General features: G+C 52.1%; 19 protein-coding genes. 7 read left to right on the top strand and 12 right to left on the bottom strand.

The features are described from left to right. Positions 1-60: 60 nt before the first annotated feature. The 3 genes from GX030_05140 to GX030_05130 all read right to left on the bottom strand — a co-directional run bounded on the left by GX030_05140 (position 61) and on the right by GX030_05130 (position 2,497). Positions 61-897, bottom strand: a complete 837-nt coding sequence (locus tag GX030_05140) for a DUF3298 and DUF4163 domain-containing protein (GenBank protein NLV91766.1) — start codon at positions 895-897, stop codon at positions 61-63. An 89-nt stretch (positions 898-986) separates the two neighbouring features. Then, a complete protein-coding gene (locus GX030_05135) occupies positions 987-1,556 on the bottom strand; it encodes a GNAT family N-acetyltransferase (protein ID NLV91765.1) in 570 nt (189 codons plus the stop codon). A 20-nt stretch (positions 1,557-1,576) separates the two neighbouring features. Next, positions 1,577-2,497: a DUF1861 family protein gene (locus GX030_05130; protein NLV91764.1), complete on the bottom strand. Its 921-nt coding sequence runs from the start codon at positions 2,495-2,497 to the stop codon at positions 1,577-1,579. 162 nt (positions 2,498-2,659) lie between these two features. Here GX030_05130 and GX030_05125 point away from each other — a divergent pair, with 162 nt between their 5' ends. Further along, positions 2,660-3,352, top strand: a complete 693-nt coding sequence (locus GX030_05125) for a M15 family metallopeptidase (GenBank protein ID NLV91763.1) — start codon at positions 2,660-2,662, stop codon at positions 3,350-3,352. 127 nt (positions 3,353-3,479) lie between these two features. Continuing rightward, entirely contained in the window at positions 3,480-5,192 is a 1,713-nt protein-coding gene (locus tag GX030_05120; GenBank protein NLV91762.1) for a dihydroxy-acid dehydratase, read from the top strand. Positions 5,193-5,708: 516 nt separating this feature from the next. Here GX030_05120 and GX030_05115 read toward each other — a convergent pair. Together GX030_05115 and GX030_05110 are read right to left on the bottom strand one after the other, a co-directional pair. Further along, positions 5,709-6,371 carry a GNAT family N-acetyltransferase gene (locus GX030_05115; GenBank protein NLV91761.1) on the bottom strand — a complete coding sequence of 221 codons (663 nt, stop codon included), beginning with the start codon at positions 6,369-6,371 and terminating at the stop codon, positions 5,709-5,711. A 25-nt stretch (positions 6,372-6,396) separates the two neighbouring features. Then, on the bottom strand, positions 6,397-7,296 hold the full coding sequence (locus GX030_05110) for a polysaccharide deacetylase family protein (protein ID NLV91760.1): 900 nt from the start codon (positions 7,294-7,296) through the stop codon (positions 6,397-6,399). Positions 7,297-7,667: 371 nt separating this feature from the next. On the opposite strand from GX030_05110, the gene GX030_05105 reads away from it, so the two are divergent. The 5 genes from GX030_05105 to GX030_05085 all read left to right on the top strand — a co-directional run bounded on the left by GX030_05105 (position 7,668) and on the right by GX030_05085 (position 11,445). Continuing rightward, positions 7,668-8,018: a DUF134 domain-containing protein gene (locus GX030_05105; protein NLV91759.1), complete on the top strand. Its 351-nt coding sequence runs from the start codon at positions 7,668-7,670 to the stop codon at positions 8,016-8,018. A gap of 32 nt (positions 8,019-8,050) precedes the next feature. Next, on the top strand, positions 8,051-8,392 hold the full coding sequence (locus GX030_05100; GenBank protein NLV91758.1) for a dinitrogenase iron-molybdenum cofactor biosynthesis protein: 342 nt from the start codon (positions 8,051-8,053) through the stop codon (positions 8,390-8,392). A 90-nt stretch (positions 8,393-8,482) separates the two neighbouring features. Beyond that, the gene (locus GX030_05095; protein ID NLV91757.1) at positions 8,483-9,319 is read left to right on the top strand and encodes an Mrp/NBP35 family ATP-binding protein; all 837 of its coding nucleotides are present in this window, start codon (positions 8,483-8,485) and stop codon (positions 9,317-9,319) included. 158 nt (positions 9,320-9,477) lie between these two features. Then, positions 9,478-10,539, top strand: coding sequence for an undecaprenyldiphospho-muramoylpentapeptide beta-N-acetylglucosaminyltransferase (locus tag GX030_05090; protein NLV91756.1), 1,062 nt, complete (start codon positions 9,478-9,480; stop codon positions 10,537-10,539). Between the two features lie 168 nt (positions 10,540-10,707). Beyond that, positions 10,708-11,445: a type II toxin-antitoxin system prevent-host-death family antitoxin gene (locus GX030_05085; protein NLV91755.1), complete on the top strand. Its 738-nt coding sequence runs from the start codon at positions 10,708-10,710 to the stop codon at positions 11,443-11,445. Positions 11,446-11,799: 354 nt separating this feature from the next. On the opposite strand, the gene GX030_05080 is transcribed toward GX030_05085, so the two are convergent. From GX030_05080 to GX030_05050, 7 genes are all read right to left on the bottom strand, one after another. Continuing rightward, positions 11,800-12,570, bottom strand: coding sequence for a hypothetical protein (locus tag GX030_05080; GenBank protein NLV91754.1), 771 nt, complete (start codon positions 12,568-12,570; stop codon positions 11,800-11,802). Next, complete coding sequence (locus GX030_05075; protein NLV91753.1) at positions 12,567-13,502, bottom strand: ATP-binding cassette domain-containing protein; 936 nt, start codon at positions 13,500-13,502, stop codon at positions 12,567-12,569. Before GX030_05075 ends, GX030_05080 begins: the two co-directional genes overlap by 4 nt. Further along, a complete protein-coding gene (locus tag GX030_05070; protein ID NLV91752.1) occupies positions 13,495-14,277 on the bottom strand; it encodes a MerR family transcriptional regulator in 783 nt (260 codons plus the stop codon). Before GX030_05070 ends, GX030_05075 begins: the two co-directional genes overlap by 8 nt. 191 nt (positions 14,278-14,468) lie before the next feature. Then, the gene (locus GX030_05065; protein ID NLV91751.1) at positions 14,469-15,527 is read right to left on the bottom strand and encodes a tartrate dehydrogenase; all 1,059 of its coding nucleotides are present in this window, start codon (positions 15,525-15,527) and stop codon (positions 14,469-14,471) included. 14 nt (positions 15,528-15,541) lie between these two features. Then, positions 15,542-15,922 carry an HIT domain-containing protein gene (locus GX030_05060; GenBank protein NLV91750.1) on the bottom strand — a complete coding sequence of 127 codons (381 nt, stop codon included), beginning with the start codon at positions 15,920-15,922 and terminating at the stop codon, positions 15,542-15,544. Positions 15,923-15,955: 33 nt separating this feature from the next. Continuing rightward, positions 15,956-16,780 carry an AAC(3) family N-acetyltransferase gene (locus GX030_05055; protein ID NLV91749.1) on the bottom strand — a complete coding sequence of 275 codons (825 nt, stop codon included), beginning with the start codon at positions 16,778-16,780 and terminating at the stop codon, positions 15,956-15,958. 230 nt (positions 16,781-17,010) lie between these two features. Continuing rightward, positions 17,011-18,591 (bottom strand): hypothetical protein, encoded by a 1,581-nt coding sequence (locus tag GX030_05050; GenBank protein ID NLV91748.1) that lies wholly within the window; start codon positions 18,589-18,591, stop codon positions 17,011-17,013. Positions 18,592-18,698: the final 107 nt, after the last annotated feature.

Here is an 18,698-nt window from a genome sequence, read left to right as displayed (position 1 = left end):
TGAGGAGCCGGTAACCAATCGCAGGCCGCCGGAACCTCAGTCCCACAACTTATCTCTAGCCTATGGCAGTAGATCTCCTAACAAGCTGTAGGGAATCGCAAATTGCGGAATGCCCGAGGCATAGGGAGCAATCTCATACAGATCAAAAAACACCACCACTGCATCCTCCGTCAAATAGAAGCGATGTTCACCGGGCACCCAATTCTCCGGCAAGCGAGGTTCGAAGAACCTCTCAGGATTCTGGGCCATTTGTCGGTTGATCTCAGCCCGAATCAGGCCCTGGTAATCAACTCCGGGAGCAAAGAGATCCGCCAGCCGCAGCGCCTTCCCGGTATGTAGATCAAAATTGAAGGGCTCCAAGAAGGATAACCCATGGGCCCCACCTGTATACTGATACATCGTCGCCACCATGCTCAACAACCGGTCATTGTTCAAGGTCACATCATAGCTGACATGGGCAATATAAGTGCGAAACTCCTGATCCTGGGGCCACTGTCTGTAGTCCCTTTCCGCTTGCTTTCGCAGATTGTCGGTGAAGGCGATCAAGGGAGCCCGAATTCGTGAGTTGAGCCAATTTTGCACATTGGGATCCTTCAATCCGTACAAAACAGGAGTCTCCCGCTCCATTTCAAAGAATGCAGTCTTGGTCGTAGTCTTGATTTTGAGCACCAAAACCGATGAGCCTAGACTAAGTGAGGGTTGGCGATGTGCAGTGTAGATCAGGCTATCCTGATCACCGGTGGGCCTTGCCGTACCGGAAGGAAGAACTTGCCTCCGATCAAGGCTGACAGCCTCTACCCTGCCGGAGCTACCATTTACAAACAGAATGCCTACTACTAGAAATATCATGCTGATCAGCAGCCACCGAAAGGGGCTTGAGACCTTAGTTGACTTCACAGCTTCACTTCCCCTCACCCTCGTTTTGGACAACGAACTAGACTATATCAATTTGACGAGGCCAGCACATACTCCTGCCAGTGCCCTTCTTACTTACCAGTAGTTGCCTGCAACTTAGGGTGCTGCAGCAGATCCGCTAGGATCTGCCAGCCCTCGCCACTTCCCTCAAGGGACAGATCCGGCGAGAACCCGTAATCTAGGTACAGCTTGATCGCCTTAAGACTGGTGGTCTTACTGGTCAGGTATGCCCGCTCATGAAGCTGTGCCAGTCGATTAACCGCGGCCACCACCAAGGGGCGGGCCAGACCTAGACCCTGAAAGTCCCGATGAATTCCCACCCAGTGCAAGCGACCCCAACCTCCACCGCGAAATTCGTCATTCCACCAGGCCGTAGCAGTACCAATCAACCGTCCGTCGGGCCCAACCAAAAAGAGACACCGAGATTGCATCTGCTCTAGGTGAGGAGCAAACTCTGAGTTGAAGCGGGCCAAGGCCTCGTCTACGGAGGCAAACTCTCCGGCCGCGGTCTCGATCTCCGCCCAGTCTCCCTCTTCTCCAGGCCGAAAGTACCGCAAATGGTATCCCGCCGGAAATCTAAGCTCTTCCACGGGACTGATTGGATCGGCAACCATCCTGACCCGCACCGGTTTAATCGCCAACACCCCTCTCTCCTTCCCCATTAGACCTCATACTCTTGAAAGGGGTCGGGAATCATCACCCTGTGGGCCTCAGCATCGCTGACCCCAACGTACAAGGTCGCGGTATCGTGATCCTGTCGGACCAATCCTCCACTAAAGAGCACATCCTCCAGATCAGGCCGTTTCGCGGCGCCGGGCGCCAGGTACCTGCGAGCCGCGATAATCTTCATCGGGGAGACCTGCCGACCGGTATCGGGATCAAGGGCAAAGGTCATCGGATAGTAATGGCGATTGCCTTCGTCGTCGAAACAGGCGATATGCCCTAAGGCCCCAAGGAGCCCTCCCTTCAAGAGATGCACCTCATTGACCCCTCCCCACTCAGACTCAATGAACTGATCGAGGAGCTGGGCCGATTGGATTTTTTCGGGAGTAAGCTCATTGAAATCTCTGATTCGCAGCCAACCTATGGTACCCCGACCTCCCACCTCACCCTGGGGCCGAGTAAACACTCCGATATCTCCATCGGGAAGCTCAACCAAGCGAATATCCTTCATTCCATCGGGTCCCTGGGCAAAGGGAACCAGGTTCTTGATGCTGTCCCCCCGATAGAAACGGGTGCGCCAATGCAGGGCATTCTCCACCGTCGGATGGGGAAAAACCTCCACCCCACCAAAAATCAGCTCCCCGCGAATACGGGCCACAAAGGGGTCCTGCAGATCATAGGTTGGGGCCCCCGGCTTTGGTACCCACTGGCCTTGCCGGGCGACAAAAAACACCACCCGGGACCGTTCCGATTCCCGAGGTTCCACTCGACCGGCAATAACCAATTCGTCATCCATAAAGGGTGCAGTAATGTTATACACATCATCGTTACCGACTCCGGTAAATTCCAGTTTCTCCGACTGCAGCCGGGGACACTGCTCGGTGAACTCCGCCAGCAATTGTGCACAGGTTTGCTTCATTCCCTGCCACCTTCCTTCCTCTAACGATTAGTACTCTAACCTATTCCAGCACAGCCAAAGACTGAGGCTTGCCGCCTCCCGGCAGATGCCCATAAGATCAGATTAGGTGCCAAAGCCCATATGCATGGGCATGCAACTCTTTATATATAAGAAACCTATGAATTGGTGGTGAGGACCATTAGAAAGAAGCTTTTCATCGCACTATTACTCATTCTAGCAATTGCATTGGGATACAAGTCGACTCCCCTGGTACAGGGAGAACTGGGGGAAACCGAAGCAAGCGATGAGTTGACACTGGTCAACAAGGAACATCCTCTGCCACCGGAATATGTCCCATCTGACCTAGTTGTCCCCAATGTCCCCTTTTCCTTCGCCGAGGACCATCCCAAGAAACAAATGCGGCAGGAGGCCGCAGAGGCACTGGAAAATCTCTTTGCTGCGGCAGCCAAGGACGGCATCCATCTGGTTGCCGTTTCTGGTTTTCGCTCCTATGAACGCCAGGAGGCAATTTTCCAGCGCAACGCCTCTCAGATGGGGGAAGCCGAAGCCAATCGGGTCAGTGCCCGTCCCGGAGAAAGTGAACATCAGACGGGACTGGCAATGGACGTTTCCGCAGCCAGTGTGGATTATCGATTGACAGAGGAGTTCGGCAGCACCGAGGAAGGCCGGTGGCTGCAGAACAACGCCGCTAGGTTTGGCTTCATTATCCGTTATCCCAAGGAAAAGGAGCATGTCACCGGCTATCAGTATGAACCTTGGCACCTGCGATATGTCGGTTCTAGTGCTGCGCAAACCATCGCAAACAAAGCTTTGACTTTAGAAGAATTTCTCTCCCAAGGCAACCAACGAGCCTAAACCTATAGAGGCATCAGCCCATCCTTACAGGCAAGGTCCTATTGCACCTTGCCTGTAGTTATATATTAGAAGGTACCAAGCCTTAGAGCAAGAAAACCTCCCTAGCGATGAAGAGGGAGGGACTCATATGGTAGATCACACAGCCCAACGATCTCGGAAGGCCCGAGAACTCTGGCCCCAATCCGATGTCCTGCGTCTTGGGATGAACTGGTCGGAAGAGGATCTTGATAAACCTCAGATCCTAATCGATGATGCTTGGGGCGAAAGTCACCCCTGTAGTGTACATCTAAACACTCTAAGCCAAGAGGTTGCCATCGGAGTTTGGGAAGCGGGATATCGCCCGGCCCAATTTCATGTCACCGATATCTGTGACGGATGGGCTCAAGGGCATGAAGGGATGAATTACATCCTAGCTTCCCGGGACACCATGGCCGACATGGTTGAACTCCACGGCTCCGTGTGGCCCTGGGATGGCGTTGTGGTGGTCTCGGCCTCCGACAAATCCATTCCAGCCCACTTGATGGCCATCGCCAGGCTCAATCTTCCGGCCATCCATGTCCCTGGCGGATCCATGCGCCCCGGTCCTGGATTTATCAATACCATTTTAGGAGACGTTTCCACCGCTAAGAAGGCAGGAACCATCACCGACCAAGAGGTGAGAAGGCGCCAGTTGGCGGCGGCTACTTCCTGCGGGGCCTGCCAGTTTATGGGCACTGCCAGTACCATGCAGTGCATGTCCGAAGCCCTGGGGTTAGCCCTACCGGGAAGTGCCGTGGCCCCGGCAACGATGTCCTTTATCACCAGGCAAGCCAGACGGGCGGGTAAAATGGTGGCTCGCCTGGTTGCAGAAGACATCAGACCCTCGGACATCCTCACCCCCAAGGCCTTTGAGAATGCCGTGATCCTTCATGCCGCCATCGGTGGCTCCACCAATGCCACCCTTCACCTACCGGCTATCTTGGCAGAACTTGGGATCGAAGCTTCTCTGGACACCTTCGATCGATACAACAAGGAGGTACCCCACCTGGCCTGGGTTCAGCCCAGCGGCCAGTATCCCAGTGAACTGTTCTGGTATGCCGGCGGCGTTCCCCTAGTCCAATGGTATCTAAGGGATTTCCTCCATTTAGACGCTTTGACCGTGACTGGCAAGACCTTAGGAGAAAACCTTGAGGAGCTACACCGGTCGGGATACTTTGAGCAGTATGTGGGATTCCTAGACAACTACGGGATAGCCAGGGATAGTGTGATCAGTAAACCATCCAAGGGGGTCACAAAATCCAGTGCCATGGGGTCCATTGCCATCCTCAAGGGCAATCTAGCTCCCCAAGGAGCCGTGGTGAAGTATTCGGCAGTCTCAGAAAAGATGATGCAGCATACCGGTCCGGCCCGGGTCTTTGATAGTGAAGAGGACTGTTGTCAGGCAATCACCGCTGGTCAGATTCGTCCCGGAGATGTGTTGGTCCTGCGCTATGAAGGACCTAGAGGCAGTGGAATGCCGGAAATGCTGATGACCACTGAAGCCCTGATGGAAATCGAATCCCTGGCGGACACCACCGTCCTGGTCACCGATGGTAGATTCTCCGGGGGTACCCGAGGCCCCTGCATCGGACACGTAGCTCCAGAAGCCGCCGAGGGCGGTCCCATTGCCCTGGTCCAAGAAGGGGACTTAATAGAAATCGACATCCCCAATCGCCGACTAGAGATTATAGGAATCAACGGGGTTCCTGCCACCCCGGAAGTCATCGCCGCAGAACTCCAGTCGCGGCGCAGCCGGTGGCAACCGCCTCTTCCCAGATTCTCCCGGGGTGTGATGGCCAAATTTACCGCCCAGGGGAAGTAGCTGCAAGAAAAAAAGGAGAGCATTCGCCAGCTCGCGGGAATGCTCTCCTTCTTACGTATCAGAATAAGTCGTTGAACAGAGCCTAAACATTAATCTGCAATCCTTGAAGAACCACTGAAGGGGCCATGTCTCTCCAGAAGGTGTAAATCATGATACTGGATTGCTCGTTATCTGCGCCGGCGAGATCACGGGCAACCGATTAAATCCGGTTGCATCACATCGGGCTCCTTGAAACACCTCTTCTCGGAGATCGCTCTAAGCTCTTCACAAAAGACCTTCTTACCGACCCACTGGTCATCCGAAGCATTCTCCCGCACAGTGAAGTAATGTTCAATATCGCTCACGTAGGGGTCAAACGGGCTATCCTTTTCCCATTTTTCGTCCGTGATGACAGTCCCCCGCTTGTTTTCTTGCCCTGCATAGGATCCCCTCCGCCCAGCTCATAGCATGGCGGATGGTTTTACACCACTCATTGCCACGATAACTGCAGCAACCGTACGATTCTGCTACTGTCCCTCACTGGAACTCTCTGAGATCCCGGTCGATCTTGTTTGCCCGCCGCATTTGTATCCAGGGGCCCTGGACGTCTTGGCTGCGTCCGATCTCTTGGAAACCAAACCCCTCGTAGAGCTTGCGAGCCGCTTGGTTACCTGGTCGTACCTCAAGGTAGGTGTAGGGAACTTGTCTGCTTTCAAGGAACTGCAAAGCCATAGTGAGCAGCGTAGTGCCAATACCCCGACCTCGGGCCTTGGGAGAAACGGCGATAGAGACGATTCGTCCCCCAGGCAAGGCCAAAGTGTCCTTACCAGAACCTAGACTTATCCTTAGCAAGGCTAGTCCATTGCGAACTAGCAAGGGGAGCTCTCGAACCTGAATCTGCCTGGCAGCCCTGATCCCCAGGACCACCGTCCGTAGGATCCGGTTAGGCCACAGCAGCCGGTAAAAGGGCACGGTCTTAGTCGTCGATACCAAGCAGTAACCAAGGAGGCTGCCATCGCAATCGCGAATCACGATCCGGTGGCAACCGGTGCGAAGCAGCAGTTCAAAACCCCAGCCGATCATCGGAAGGAGTGTATCGGGATCCCGCCCGGGGAAAAAGAAATCAATACTCTCGGGAAAGCTTTGTAGATACAAAGCCCCGATATCCCGAGCATCTGTGACTAGGTCCCCGGCATGCATGGCGATATCACTCCTTCAAGTCACGTTATTCCTGCATGTCGACGGAGGGAAACTTCTCCTGCGGTTCTTCACCATAGAGCAGGACCCGCAAGGGTACAATCTGCAGTCCCCGGGCCTGAAGCCGCTCGATAATTATCGGTAAGGCCTTAACCGTTGCCGACCGGTCTCCTCCCTCGTTCTTCACCAATGCCCCACTGTCGTGAAAGAGAATAATATCCCCATTGCGCACTCGGCCCATCACGTTTTTCACAATGGCATCGGCGGTAGTTCCGTATCGCCAATCCCGGGAAGAGATGGTCCAAAGCACCGTCTGCTGCCCCAGAACTGCCGCCAACCGCCGAAATCGTCCGTCGTAGAATCCCCTTGGAGGTCTAATATAGGTCGGATACTCACCGGTGACCTCGGTAATAATCGTTGTTGCTCCGACAACCTCTTCATGCAAATCAAGGGTGCTCAACGTCGGGACATTACGGTGATTAAGGGTATGGTTCCCAATTTCGTGACCTTCATCAACGATCCGTTGGGCAATTTCGGGGTACTTCTCGACGTGGCTGCCAACCATGAAAAATGTGGCCGGGACGCCGTACTCCCGCAGAATATCAAGAATCGGTGGTGTAAACTCCGGGCTGGGACCGTCATCAAAGGTAAGGGCCACTATGGGTAGATCCCGAGGGCCGTGACGGTAAATGTCTGGCTGGTGATCAAATCCGTAATAGACATACAAGTAAGCCAGGGCCAACAGCGTCGAAACACTAAAGGCTAGCCCAAGCACAAGGGACAAGATGCTGTTAATTCCAAGTCGCGCCTGCAACCAAGGTACCTGAGCCAGCAGTGGACGCAGGAGACGAAAGAAAACAAAGGACAATCCAAGGATCAGACCTAGGGCGACAATCAGGCGACCGTACTGCGGAAAAATGGAAAACATAGGTTTTCCCCCTCAGGATGCTTAGGATAGTTGCACAATTTCTGTATTATATGCCGCTTACTTACCAACTCTCACCCACGGAAAAGACTAAAGTTCTCCGGGGTTTCTGTCAGCAGTGGAAAGCGTCCCGGGCAGATGTCCTGGCAGCGCGGGATTTCATACCCTTTCGGGTTCTTAGCACACTTACGATACCTTCAGATTTTATCACGCCAATGGCAAGGGAGCAATACGCACCGATACCCAATTAATTGTTGACATATATCATCAAATAGGCTATAGTTAGAATCATAAATGACATATGTCACAAACTATCGGAGATGAAAGCTGGGCCAAAGCTTCCGTTTATCTCTAGTCACAGTGAGGTACTGATCATGCCAAGGCCAATGAAATGGAGAAAGGTCTGCAGTCTCCCGCAGTGCAGCAGGTTTGGACCCCTTGATCGAGGTGCCGGCGAAAGAAGTTACGTAAGAATGACCGTTGACGAGTATGAAACTATCAGGCTGATTGACTTAGAGGGTTTTACCCAAGAAGAGTGCGCCGCACAGATGAATATCGCTCGCACCACCGTCCAAGGCATTTACGCTGAAGCGAGAAGGAAGATCGCGAAGGCATTGGTCGAGGGCAAGGTGCTGCTGATTGAAGGGGGCAAGTATCGGCTGTGTCGGGAACTGGGCAATGGATGCGGCCGAGGTTGCCGTAGATATCGGAGAACAAGGCCGTAATCAAGGAATTCCTAGTGAAAGGGAAGATTTCTATGAAGATAGCAGTTCCTGTTAATGTGAAAAGCATGGACTCGGAGGTATGTACATCCTTCGGATGCGCTCCCTATTTCCTGATCTTTGATACCGATACCAAGGAGGCTGTATTTCTTGACAACGCCACCGCAGCAGGTACCGAGGGCGCCGGAATCAAAGCCGCGCAAGGGATAGTAGATAATGAAGTTAAGGTCTTACTTTCCCCCAGCCTAGGGAGAAATTCCGCGGACGTGCTCAAAGCCGCAGGCATTGAAATCTATCGAACGCAAGCAGTTCCAGCGAAGAATAGTATTGCTGCCTTTACTGCTGGGGACCTTCCCGTTCTCAAAGCCGAAAAGTGATCTGAGAACAGCCTTGCTCAGCGATAGCGGCGGCACCGGAAAAATATTGAAGTTCCAGAAACAACAAACCAAAGCAAAGGAGTTAAGGTCATGAGCGAAAATTGCAATCAAAGCTGCAGCAGTTGCTCCGAGGACTGCGGAGAAAGAAGAGAACAGCCAGCGGATTTCTTAGAGAAACCCCACGAGCTGAGCTCCATCAAGAAGGTCATTGGCGTAGTCAGCGGCAAAGGCGGGGTTGGCAAGTCACTGGTTACCTCTATGCTTGCCGTTACCATGAACAGATTAGGCTACCACACCGCTATACTTGACGCGGATGTGACTGGACCTTCTATTCCAAAGGCCTTTGGTATCAAGGAAAAGGCTATTGGCAACGAAGCTGGACTATTACCGGTGAAGACCAAGACCGGCATTGACATTATGTCTGTCAATTTACTCCTGGAAAGGGATACGGATCCAGTTATCTGGAGAGGACCTATTATTGCGGGAGTGGTCAAGCAATTTTGGACCGATGTTATCTGGAGTGACGTGGATTTCATGTTCATTGATATGCCGCCGGGCACTGGGGATGTTCCCCTTACCGTCTTTCAATCCATTGCCGTTGATGGGATCATAGTGGTGACCTCTCCCCAGGAGCTTGTTTCCATGATTGTATCGAAGGCCGTTAAAATGGCGGAAATGATGAACATCCCGATCCTGGGTTTGGTAGAAAACATGTCCTATTTTAGATGTCCCGACAACGGCAAAGACTACCAGATTTTCGGTGACAGTCACATTGATGAAATAGCCGAAAAGCACAACCTTGAGGTTCTGGCCAAATTACCCATCGATCCCAAAATCGCAGAGGCCTGTGACAAGGGTATGATAGAACTTATCGATGGCCCTTGGTTTGACCCCGTCGGTGAGATATTGGAGAAAATGGTTCGCTAGATTCTACCGAACTTATTTTGCGGAAAGCATGGGCATCATGAGGGATGGGGCCAATGGACTCATAACATCCAGACTCTCCTAGCTCACAAGACTAATCGTGGTACAGGTTTTGTATGATATAATGAGCGAAGATTACTACGATAGAAAGGGAGTCGGCGATGAAAAAGATCCTGTTTACCGGCGGCGGTACAGCTGGACACGTGACGGCAAATATCGCCCTGATCCCCCGCTTCCTCAAGGACGGATGGTCCGTTGTCTATATCGGGTCCAAGAATGGTATTGAAAAGCAACTGATCGAAGCTAAGGGATGGCGCTACATCGGAATTGACTCCGGCAAGCTGCGGCGATACTTCGATCTGAAAAACTTCTCCGATCCCTTTCGGGTTCTCAAAGGATCAATTCAAGCCTACCGGATAATCCGACGGGAAAAACCCAACGTTCTTTTCTCAAAGGGCGGATTTGTCTCCGTTCCCGTTGTCCTTGGTGCCTGGCTCAACAAGGTACCGGTCATTATCCACGAGTCGGATCTAACTCCGGGATTAGCTAATCGGTTGTCAATGCCCTTCGCTAAGTTTATCTGCACCACTTTCCCGGAGTCAGAGGAGCATCTGCCGGCAGACAAAGTCCGCTATGTCGGCGCCATCGTGCGAGAGGAGATCAAGTCCGGGAACGCCACTAAAGGAAAGGCTTTCTGCAACTTCCCCGACAGTCGACCCATTTTGCTGGTGATGGGGGGAAGTCAAGGAGCACGAAGGATCAACGAAACCGTCCGAGCCTCCTTGGCTTCTTTGACCCAGCGCTTTAGTATTGTCCACCTCTGCGGTAAGGGCAATACCGATCCTAAGGTCTCCTCGCCCCACTATCGGCAATACGAGTATCTCTCTGAGGAGCTGCCTGATGTTCTGGCTGCAGCCGATCTCGTGGTATCTCGAGCCGGATCGAACTCCATCTTTGAGTTCTTGTACTTACGTAAACCGATGCTCTTGATCCCCTTGCCTAAGGAGCAAAGCCGAGGCGACCAAATCCTCAATGCCCGCTCCTTTGCCAAGTCCGGGCTGTGTCAAGTGCTAGATGAAAGCAAAATGACAGAAGACACCCTGATCGCTGCCATCGATGAAGTCTTCGCTAATCGCCGAGATATCATTGCCAACATGCGGCGCATCGATCAAGGGGATGCGATCACAAAGGTGGTTAGGCTGATCAAGGAAGTGGCCCGTTAGGGCCACTTCATCCGTCCTCCCCTCCCTCTGCCGGGGAACTCCGGCCATACCCCGACCTGTCAGACAGGACAACTCCAGAGAATTCTCTGTATATTTTAGCTATTCTTTATTGATCGGCTAGCCAACAAATGGTATGGTAATAGCGAACTTGGCAGTGGGGGTGAAACCATGCGGGTAAGCAGTACGGATCTGCAGAATTCCTTTGGGAAGTACCTGGCATTGGTAGAAAAGGAAGACATCATTGTCGTCAAGAACGGAAAAACCGTCGCGAAACTGATTCCCTACAGCGTCCCAGAATACGTTGTCCTCCGCGAAGAAGCTAAGGAGTATAAGACCATGCGGAGAATCAGCTATGAGGAGTATCTTGAACTCACCAAGTCCTCTGACCAAAGATACGAGCTGATTGACGGCGTGGTCTACCTATTAGCCTCACCGAGTTTTAGCCATCAAGTAGTGGTGAACGAGATAGCATGGCATTTCCACAACTACTTTCGCGGAAAGCCCTGCCGCTCCCTCACCGCTCCGCTAGATGTAAGACTGCAGGGATATGCCCTCAAATTTGAAGAAGATCCCAATATAGTCCAGCCGGATATTGTCGTCATCTGTGACGAAGACAATGTCAATGAGGCCGGTCAGTACCAAGGCGTCCCCAGTCTCATCGTTGAAGTGGTCTCCCCCTCAACTAGGAGCAAAGATACGATCACAAAACTGAATCTGTACATGAAAAGCGGTGTTCCAGAATACTGGATTGTAGATATGGATAGTAGGACTATCACCCAGTACTTCTTTACAGAAGACAGAGAGCTAAATGGTGTTGCAACCTACGCAGATGGAGACAGAATCAATTCCACTCGATTTGCCGGTCTGGAGCTAGACACAAAGGAGCTATTTGCGGTACTTGGCTAAGCAAGTTCCTTTCTTTCGCAGCTGTACAGAAATGGCGAAAGCCCTCTGCCTTTCCCGCGGAGGACTCTTCTGTAACATCTAGAGCATGTATGAGGCCCCTTATCCATGCTCACCAGTGCTTCAGTCACATCAATTGCAGAGCATGCAGTCACTGTATGGGATATAGTGGAATGCCATCATGACGATAGCAATGAACTGTGGGTTCTTACTTAGGCGAAGGATGTCCCTTGGGACTTGCGCGGTACTCCACAGTTAAGTGACTTCAAGCTTGGCCCTATTGTTCACATGAAGCTTACAATTTATTCCAGGGACTTCCCATACCCTCGTCAGGAAATGTGCCTTAACTGGTGGTTATTAGACATCCTTCCCTTGGAGTTTCCAGCCACCGGTTACGGCCGTGACCACAACCCAGACAATTAGAACAGCCGCACTTACCGGTAAGCCGACAGCTTCAGCAGAGCCAGGCTGACTCATCCCTGCCAGGTTGTGAATGGCGGACTGCGGTGTAAGTGGCAGGAGTATCAACTGCACGCCTTCTGGAAGAAGCCGAACAATTGTGTGTGTAGCAAGGACTCCAAGCGCAAAAGTGACGGCCCCCGCGCTACTCCAAAAGATGAAGGTTGCGGCTCCGGTGAGCAGGCAGTAGAATACTGGCATGATCATTACTCCTACCAACATCCGCATTGTAGTCGCCTCCGTAAGGGAGAGGGAAGGCATACCGTTAATCAGTAAAAGAAGTTGACTGATGCAATACGCAAGGAAAACAGTGACAACACTCAGAATTAGCGACAATCCAAGGTATGTCAGCAACTTCGCTGCAAAATAACGCATCCTTGCCGGGGTTAGGGAAAGGGATACCTGAATAAACCTGGTGGAAAATTCTCTATGGATGGACATTGCTGTAAAGACGATTAACATAATGTTGACCAAGTCCACCCCCAACAGGTTCATAGAGAGCACCTCCTTGGGAAGTAGCTCCCTAAAATAGCGACCAGTTGTGACTGGGGTTGTCACCGATAGCAAAATCCCAAAGGCCATGCTGGCAATAACTATGACACCAAGATAACTTCTGGAGAACTTGAGAAAAAAGATCTTCTTATATTCTGCTAGGATCAACCTTCTCATTGTAACCCCTCACCCCCATCATCCAAGGCTGCTTGTCCCTTGAATTCTACCCTTCCGGCGGTCAACTCCACAAACAGATCTTCTAGCGATGGGCGGATACCCGTTAGTTCAAAGATAGCCAAATTGCTCCTCTTGGCAATCCAGCCGATTTCCTCGGCTTCAACACCTCTAACCAGCAGAAACCCATCGGTTCGTCCTTGCACCACTCCGCCTATCTTTGTGATAACCGCACTCAGTGTTTCATTATCCTCACTTCTAACTCGTAGGAAGGAACCGAGACTCCTCTGGACTAGCTCAGAGATGGTCATGTCGGCAATGAGTCTGCCTTGAGCCAGAACAATAACCCGGTCGGCAATGGCCTCTACTTCACTCATCAAGTGACTAGAGATAAACACAGCCTTGTTTTGACTTGCTAACTCCTTGGCTAGGGACCGAAGCCATTTGATCCCATCGACATCAAGACCATTAAAGGGCTCATCCAGAATTACGGTCTTTGGATCACCCAATAGGGCGGCAGCTATTCCCAATCGCTGCCGCATCCCCATAGAAAACTCGCCGATTTGGCGATGTTGAACCTGCTGAAGCCCTGTCTGTCGGAGAAGAAGAGTTACCCGGTGAAGAGGTATTCCACCTGCAGTAGCCATCAACTCCAGGTGCTGCCTGGCCGTAAACTTTGGATTTGCAGCCTCGCTGTCAATTAAGGCACCTATTTCCTTGATGGGATCGGGAAGCCTTTCGTAATGGACACCATGGACGAGCACTTCTCCACTGGTGGGCTTAACTAACCCCAGAATCATTTTCATTGTCGTTGACTTGCCAGCACCGTTGGGGCCCAAAAAACCAGTAACTACGCCGGGCCGAATCACCAAAGACAAGTCATCAACTGCAGTTTTTTGACCAAACTTCTTGGTGAGGTTTCTGAGTTCAATCACTACCTTCTTCCACCTCTTCTAAATCCATGGACTCAAAGTAATATGCAACGGCTGCATCAATGAAATCATCGGCTAATTCCATCAGCCTGCGGTCTTCCTCCGGCCACTGGGTCCGGTTATCGTAGGATTCCCTATGCGCGTCCAGCAGTTCGCTACGGCCTTGAGTAATCTGGTCAATCATGGTCAGCCACTTTTGACCCAACTCTTTTCCTGCTTCGCTTCTGGGCTCAATACCACTCAGAATGAGAGATACGCACTCCAAGATAGTAGCCTTCCATTGCCAATAGACTGATAGTGCAGATATATCGTCGGGATACTGCCGCATCAGAACTTCTTCCGTGTCCTTGTCATAATTCACGTTCCGGTACTCAAAAACGGCATTCCTATTTAGAGTAGTGATCAACTGCAGCAGTTCATCGGACTGAAACGTACCTCCAGCCCTAACGCCAGCTAGGATGGCGTCAATCGCGGATATGTGGGCATATATATAATTCAGCTTGTGAGAAAACATTCCCCTTTGCTCCATTAACACTGCAGCAATCTGTTCCGGAGTAACCGCCTCCACTACCAGCTCCCGAATCTCCTTCAATGGCAAGCCTAGGGAACGGTAAAACAATACCTGCTGAAGTTTTGCAACATCCCTTGAACTATAGTATCTTCGCCCACTGGCGTCCTTATCTACTGGAAGGAGACCAATATTGTCGTAGTACTGTAAAGTACGAATGGTAACACCGGAAAGCTTGGCAACCTCCCCTATGGAGTACCGTTTTGACATTGCCATCCCTCCCACTGTATTTAACCACATTACGTATCGTCATGATCAAGTCAATGATAATCAAAGTGTGTATTTATCTGCTACCCTTTCCGGCTTTCGTCATATAGTCACTGACACGGATAGGCATAGAAACAGCAGCCGTCCGTAGGGAACGGCTGCTGCTCCAGGAGGTGCAAACACCATGTTCAAACCTAACCTTGCTTCAGTCTCCTACAGATCTCATCTCCTACCTCACTGGTAGTTGCCGATCCGCCAATGTCAGGGGTCTTGATGCCATCGCGGGTTACCTCCTCTAGGACATCTAACAGCCTCTGACCGGCTTCTTCCTCACCGAAATGATCAAGCATCATTTTCGCTGTCCAAATTTGACCGATGGGATTGGCAATTCCCTTGCCGACAATATCCAGTGCGGAACCGTGTACCGGTTCAAACATCGAGGGATACTTCCCGCTGACATTAATGTTAGCGGCAGGGGCTATTCCGACACTTCCCATGATGGCTCCCCCAATATCCGTCAAGATATCTCCAAATAGGTTACTGGCTACAATCACATCGAAGATCTGCGGCCGGGTAACAAAATATGAAGCCAGGGCATCAATATGATAGGATGCCGTCTCTACATCGGGGTAATCCTTTTTGACGGAATTGAAAACCTCATCCCAGAAGGGCATCGAATGAAAGATACCGTTGGACTTGGTGGCTGACGTGACATGCCCTCTCCTTTTTCTGGCTAGTTCGAAGGCGTAGCGCATCGCTCGCTCGGTACCCTTCCTGGTGAAGATTGCGTTTTGAATCGCCATCTCATCTTCACCACTGTGAATCCTTCCGCCGACCTCGCTGTACTCGCCTTCACTGTTTTCCCGAACTACGATCAGGTCAAAACCATTGGGGTTCACCAAGGGAGAGCTCAGGCCCTTAAAGTACTTGGCAGGCCGGATGTTAATCGCCTGCTCGCACTCCCTTCGAATCTTGATTAGAAGCCCCCACAGGGAAATGTGATCCGGTACCAGCTTGGGATTGCCTACGGCCCCGAGGAAAATGGCGTCAAAATCCTTCAGAGTGTCGATACCATCCTCCGGCATCATGCGGCCATGCTCGAGGTAGTACTCACAACTCCAGGGAAAGGTCTCGTATTCAAACTTCAGTCCACCATGGACCTCGGCCACGGTATCGAGCACCTGCAATGCCACAGGGACTACTTCCCTACCAATGCCATCGCCGGGAATCACAGCAATTTCAAATCTTTTCACCAGCCCATCTCCTCTCACAGTCGTTGATTACATGGTTGCTTCAGCCAATAACGAATCCCCTTTCCCGCCAAGGGCTCGTCAGCAAAGCGGGGGATTACATGCAAATGGGCATGAAATATCTCCTGCCCACCAACCGGCCCGCAGTTCCACCCGATGTTGTACCCATCGGGCTGGTATTGACTATCCAGCAGTGCCTTTGCCTCTTGCAGCAGGCGAAAGGTTGCCTCCCACTCATCCTTCGTCAAGTCAAAGACCGTTTCCCGATGTTTTTTCGGTACAATCACCCCGGAACCAACCAGGACTGGCTGGGGCCTTTGCAGGAAATAGCACAACTCATTGGCCAGAACTATACTTTGCTCTGGATCCGATTCCGGATAACAGAAGGGACACTGCATAAGGACGCCTCCTTAGCAACAGGCCTTTGGCTCTCAATGTTTGCCGGGAAGGATTGGGCCGCCGACCACCGCGTCATCACAGCGCAAACAAGTTGGTCTATGGCAGTGGGTGATCTGGGGATTTTCCACAATTTCCCTACTGGTTCTGTCAATAAACTCCTGCAGGGGGAACATGCGCCACAGACTCTCCCCTACCCTGACCCGCGCCTCTATATCCGCCACTACCCCGTCGAATTTCCCAAAGCCATTGGAACAGCTGCCGATCTCAACCTCCAGAATCTCGCCGTCTTCCCCTAGGGCCCAGCGGCGAAAGGAATTTCTCCCAGCCACCTGCTCTGAAAAGTGAAGGGGTGTGGCCTTGGTCAAGTCCACCCCGATCAAGAGCAAATAGCCGCCTCTTTCATAGGCCCGACGATAGGGTCCATACACATCAAGGGGCTCTTGCGCAGCGATTAGCTCCTTCGCTTCAGGTCCAAGGGCTGAAATGGAATTTAGCGGATGATCTCCCCTCACCGCTCCAGGGGTGTTAAGGACTGCCTGGGGAATCGCACCCATGCCGGCAGCGATCTTCTTGCTGCTGGGATTCCATGACGCAGCATCCTGAAGACTTCTTCCCTTCGTCTCTTCAGCCTCTCCCCCGTTTCTGGCGACGACTCTTCCCGCCGGCGCTGGCACCTGGGAGTCGAAGAGGAAGGTAGGAACCACTAAGGTACATCCCTCCTGGACAAAGGCTTGCACAACGGTATCCGCTCCACCTTCGACATGCCCAAAGGACTTCAAGGAGGAATGCAGACATACTATTGAACTGCTAAGACCCAAGGACCTAATGCCATCGATTATATCTTGCTTAGTTACCATCAAAGCGCTTCCCCTTCCCATTGAAGCTAACCCATAGAGAATCCGATTGTTTCCCATCGGGGTGCAATTGACCAAAACCCTGTAACCCCTCAATCTTCCTGCCTCATCGAGCAATTCCTTCCCACAGACAGGATCACCGAGTAAAGAAAAGAGTGCCTCGGCACAGCCTAGCTGGCATCGGGCACTCTAATTGAAAATCACCACCGCTGGCAACCCATGGTCTCTTGATCCTAGGCGAGCTTGATGCGGCCCACCAAGGCCTCCAGCTCCTGGGCCATCTCCGTCAGTTTCTGTGCCGATAGTGCCACCTCTCGAATGGAAGCCGATTGCTCCTCGGTGGTAGCAGCCATCTGCTGACTGCCGCTGGCAATCTGTCCAATTCCGGAACTGACCTCTTGGATCTGCGCGGTAATCCCATTCACTGCCTCCAGGATTTTCCGCATCCGGACGCCGCTCTCCTGCACCACTTCCACACTGCGGGCCGCGCCTGCTGCACCCTGATTCATAGACTTAACGGCCTCTGCCGTTTCCTCTTGGATCTCCGCCACCAATTGAGTGATATCCTTGGCAGCATCAGCTGATTGCTCAGCCAGCTGGCGCACTTCGTCGGCAACAACGGCGAAACCTCTACCGTATTCCCCGGCTCGAGCTGCCTCAATGGCCGCATTGAGGGCCAGCAAGTCCGTTTGTGATGCAATATCCCTGATCACATCGACAATTCTTCCGATCTCCTTGGAGCGAGTTCCCAGGCCCTCCACGGAATCCGCCAGGCCCTCGATGATATCCCGCAGGGCATTGGTCTGCTCCACGGCACCTACGATCGAAGCATCGCCCTCAGCCGCCATCCGGGAAATCTCCGCCGAGGCTGTGGCCATCTGGTCGGTATTCTTGTCCATTGCTTCAACGGTGATAGCAAACTGGCTGGCCAAATTGGCCTCATCTTCGATAGCGCTTTCCGTTTGCTGCATCGTCTCCGACAACTGGTAGCTGGAATCATATAACCCCTTGGCTGCCTCTGCCACCCGCCCCACTATCGCTCCCACATCATCCCGCAACCGGACCATCAAGCTGCCCAGAGCACCGATTTCATCGTTGCCAAACTTGTAGTTCAAGTCAACGGAAAAATCCCCCGCGGCCATGGCCTCAATCCGCCGAACCAGAAAAATGACTGGCGCAATAACCATCCTTTGCAGGGCCAGCAGCAATGCTCCAATGGTGAGAACTAAGCCAATGCCAGAGATCCAACCGATTTGAGCCAAAGCTCCATTGAGGCCTTGGCGCACCGCTGCCTGGGAGGCAGCCACGCTCCAAACACCAATCACATCTCCCCGGCTGTTCTTGATGGGTTGATAGGCGGCCTTGTAGGGCTCTCCGGCAATCACGATATTCTGAACATAAACCTCTTGTCCCTGGTCATAGATGGCACTGACGACATCGTCCGGCAAGGTGGTAACACCCAGATCTGCCCCATCGGCCCCTGCGTCAAAACCGGAAACGGACAGAGCTTCACCGCGGTAGACTGCGACCACCGCGTCAACGGCATCTCCGATGTCGCTAACCAATTGATCATTGACGACGATGAATCCCTTCATCAAATCGGTGTCGCCATGTTCAATCCACATTCCACGAAACTGCTTATCCAGCAGTTCATACCCACTGGTTAAGCTGGCCTCTATTCTCTGAGAAGTGACTTGATCCAATAACCGACTTACGCTCCGATAACTAGCGTAGAAAATAAGTCCCGATAGAATTAACATTCCCACCAGAACCACTGCGCCAACCTTCATGCGGACAGAAAATCTTCGCTTCATACTGCATCACCTCGTATGGCCAATCAATGTCCGATCTTGTTCCCGAAAGGATAAATTCCTTACGAGACTCAACTATATAAGGAGAATATCGACCGAAACACCGACTA

Source organism: Bacillota bacterium (assembly GCA_012727955.1).
GTDB lineage: Bacteria > Bacillota > Limnochordia > DTU087 > JAAYGB01 > JAAYGB01.
Note: the sequence above shows the minus strand (reverse complement) of the source record. Positions and strands in the feature narration are given on the sequence as shown.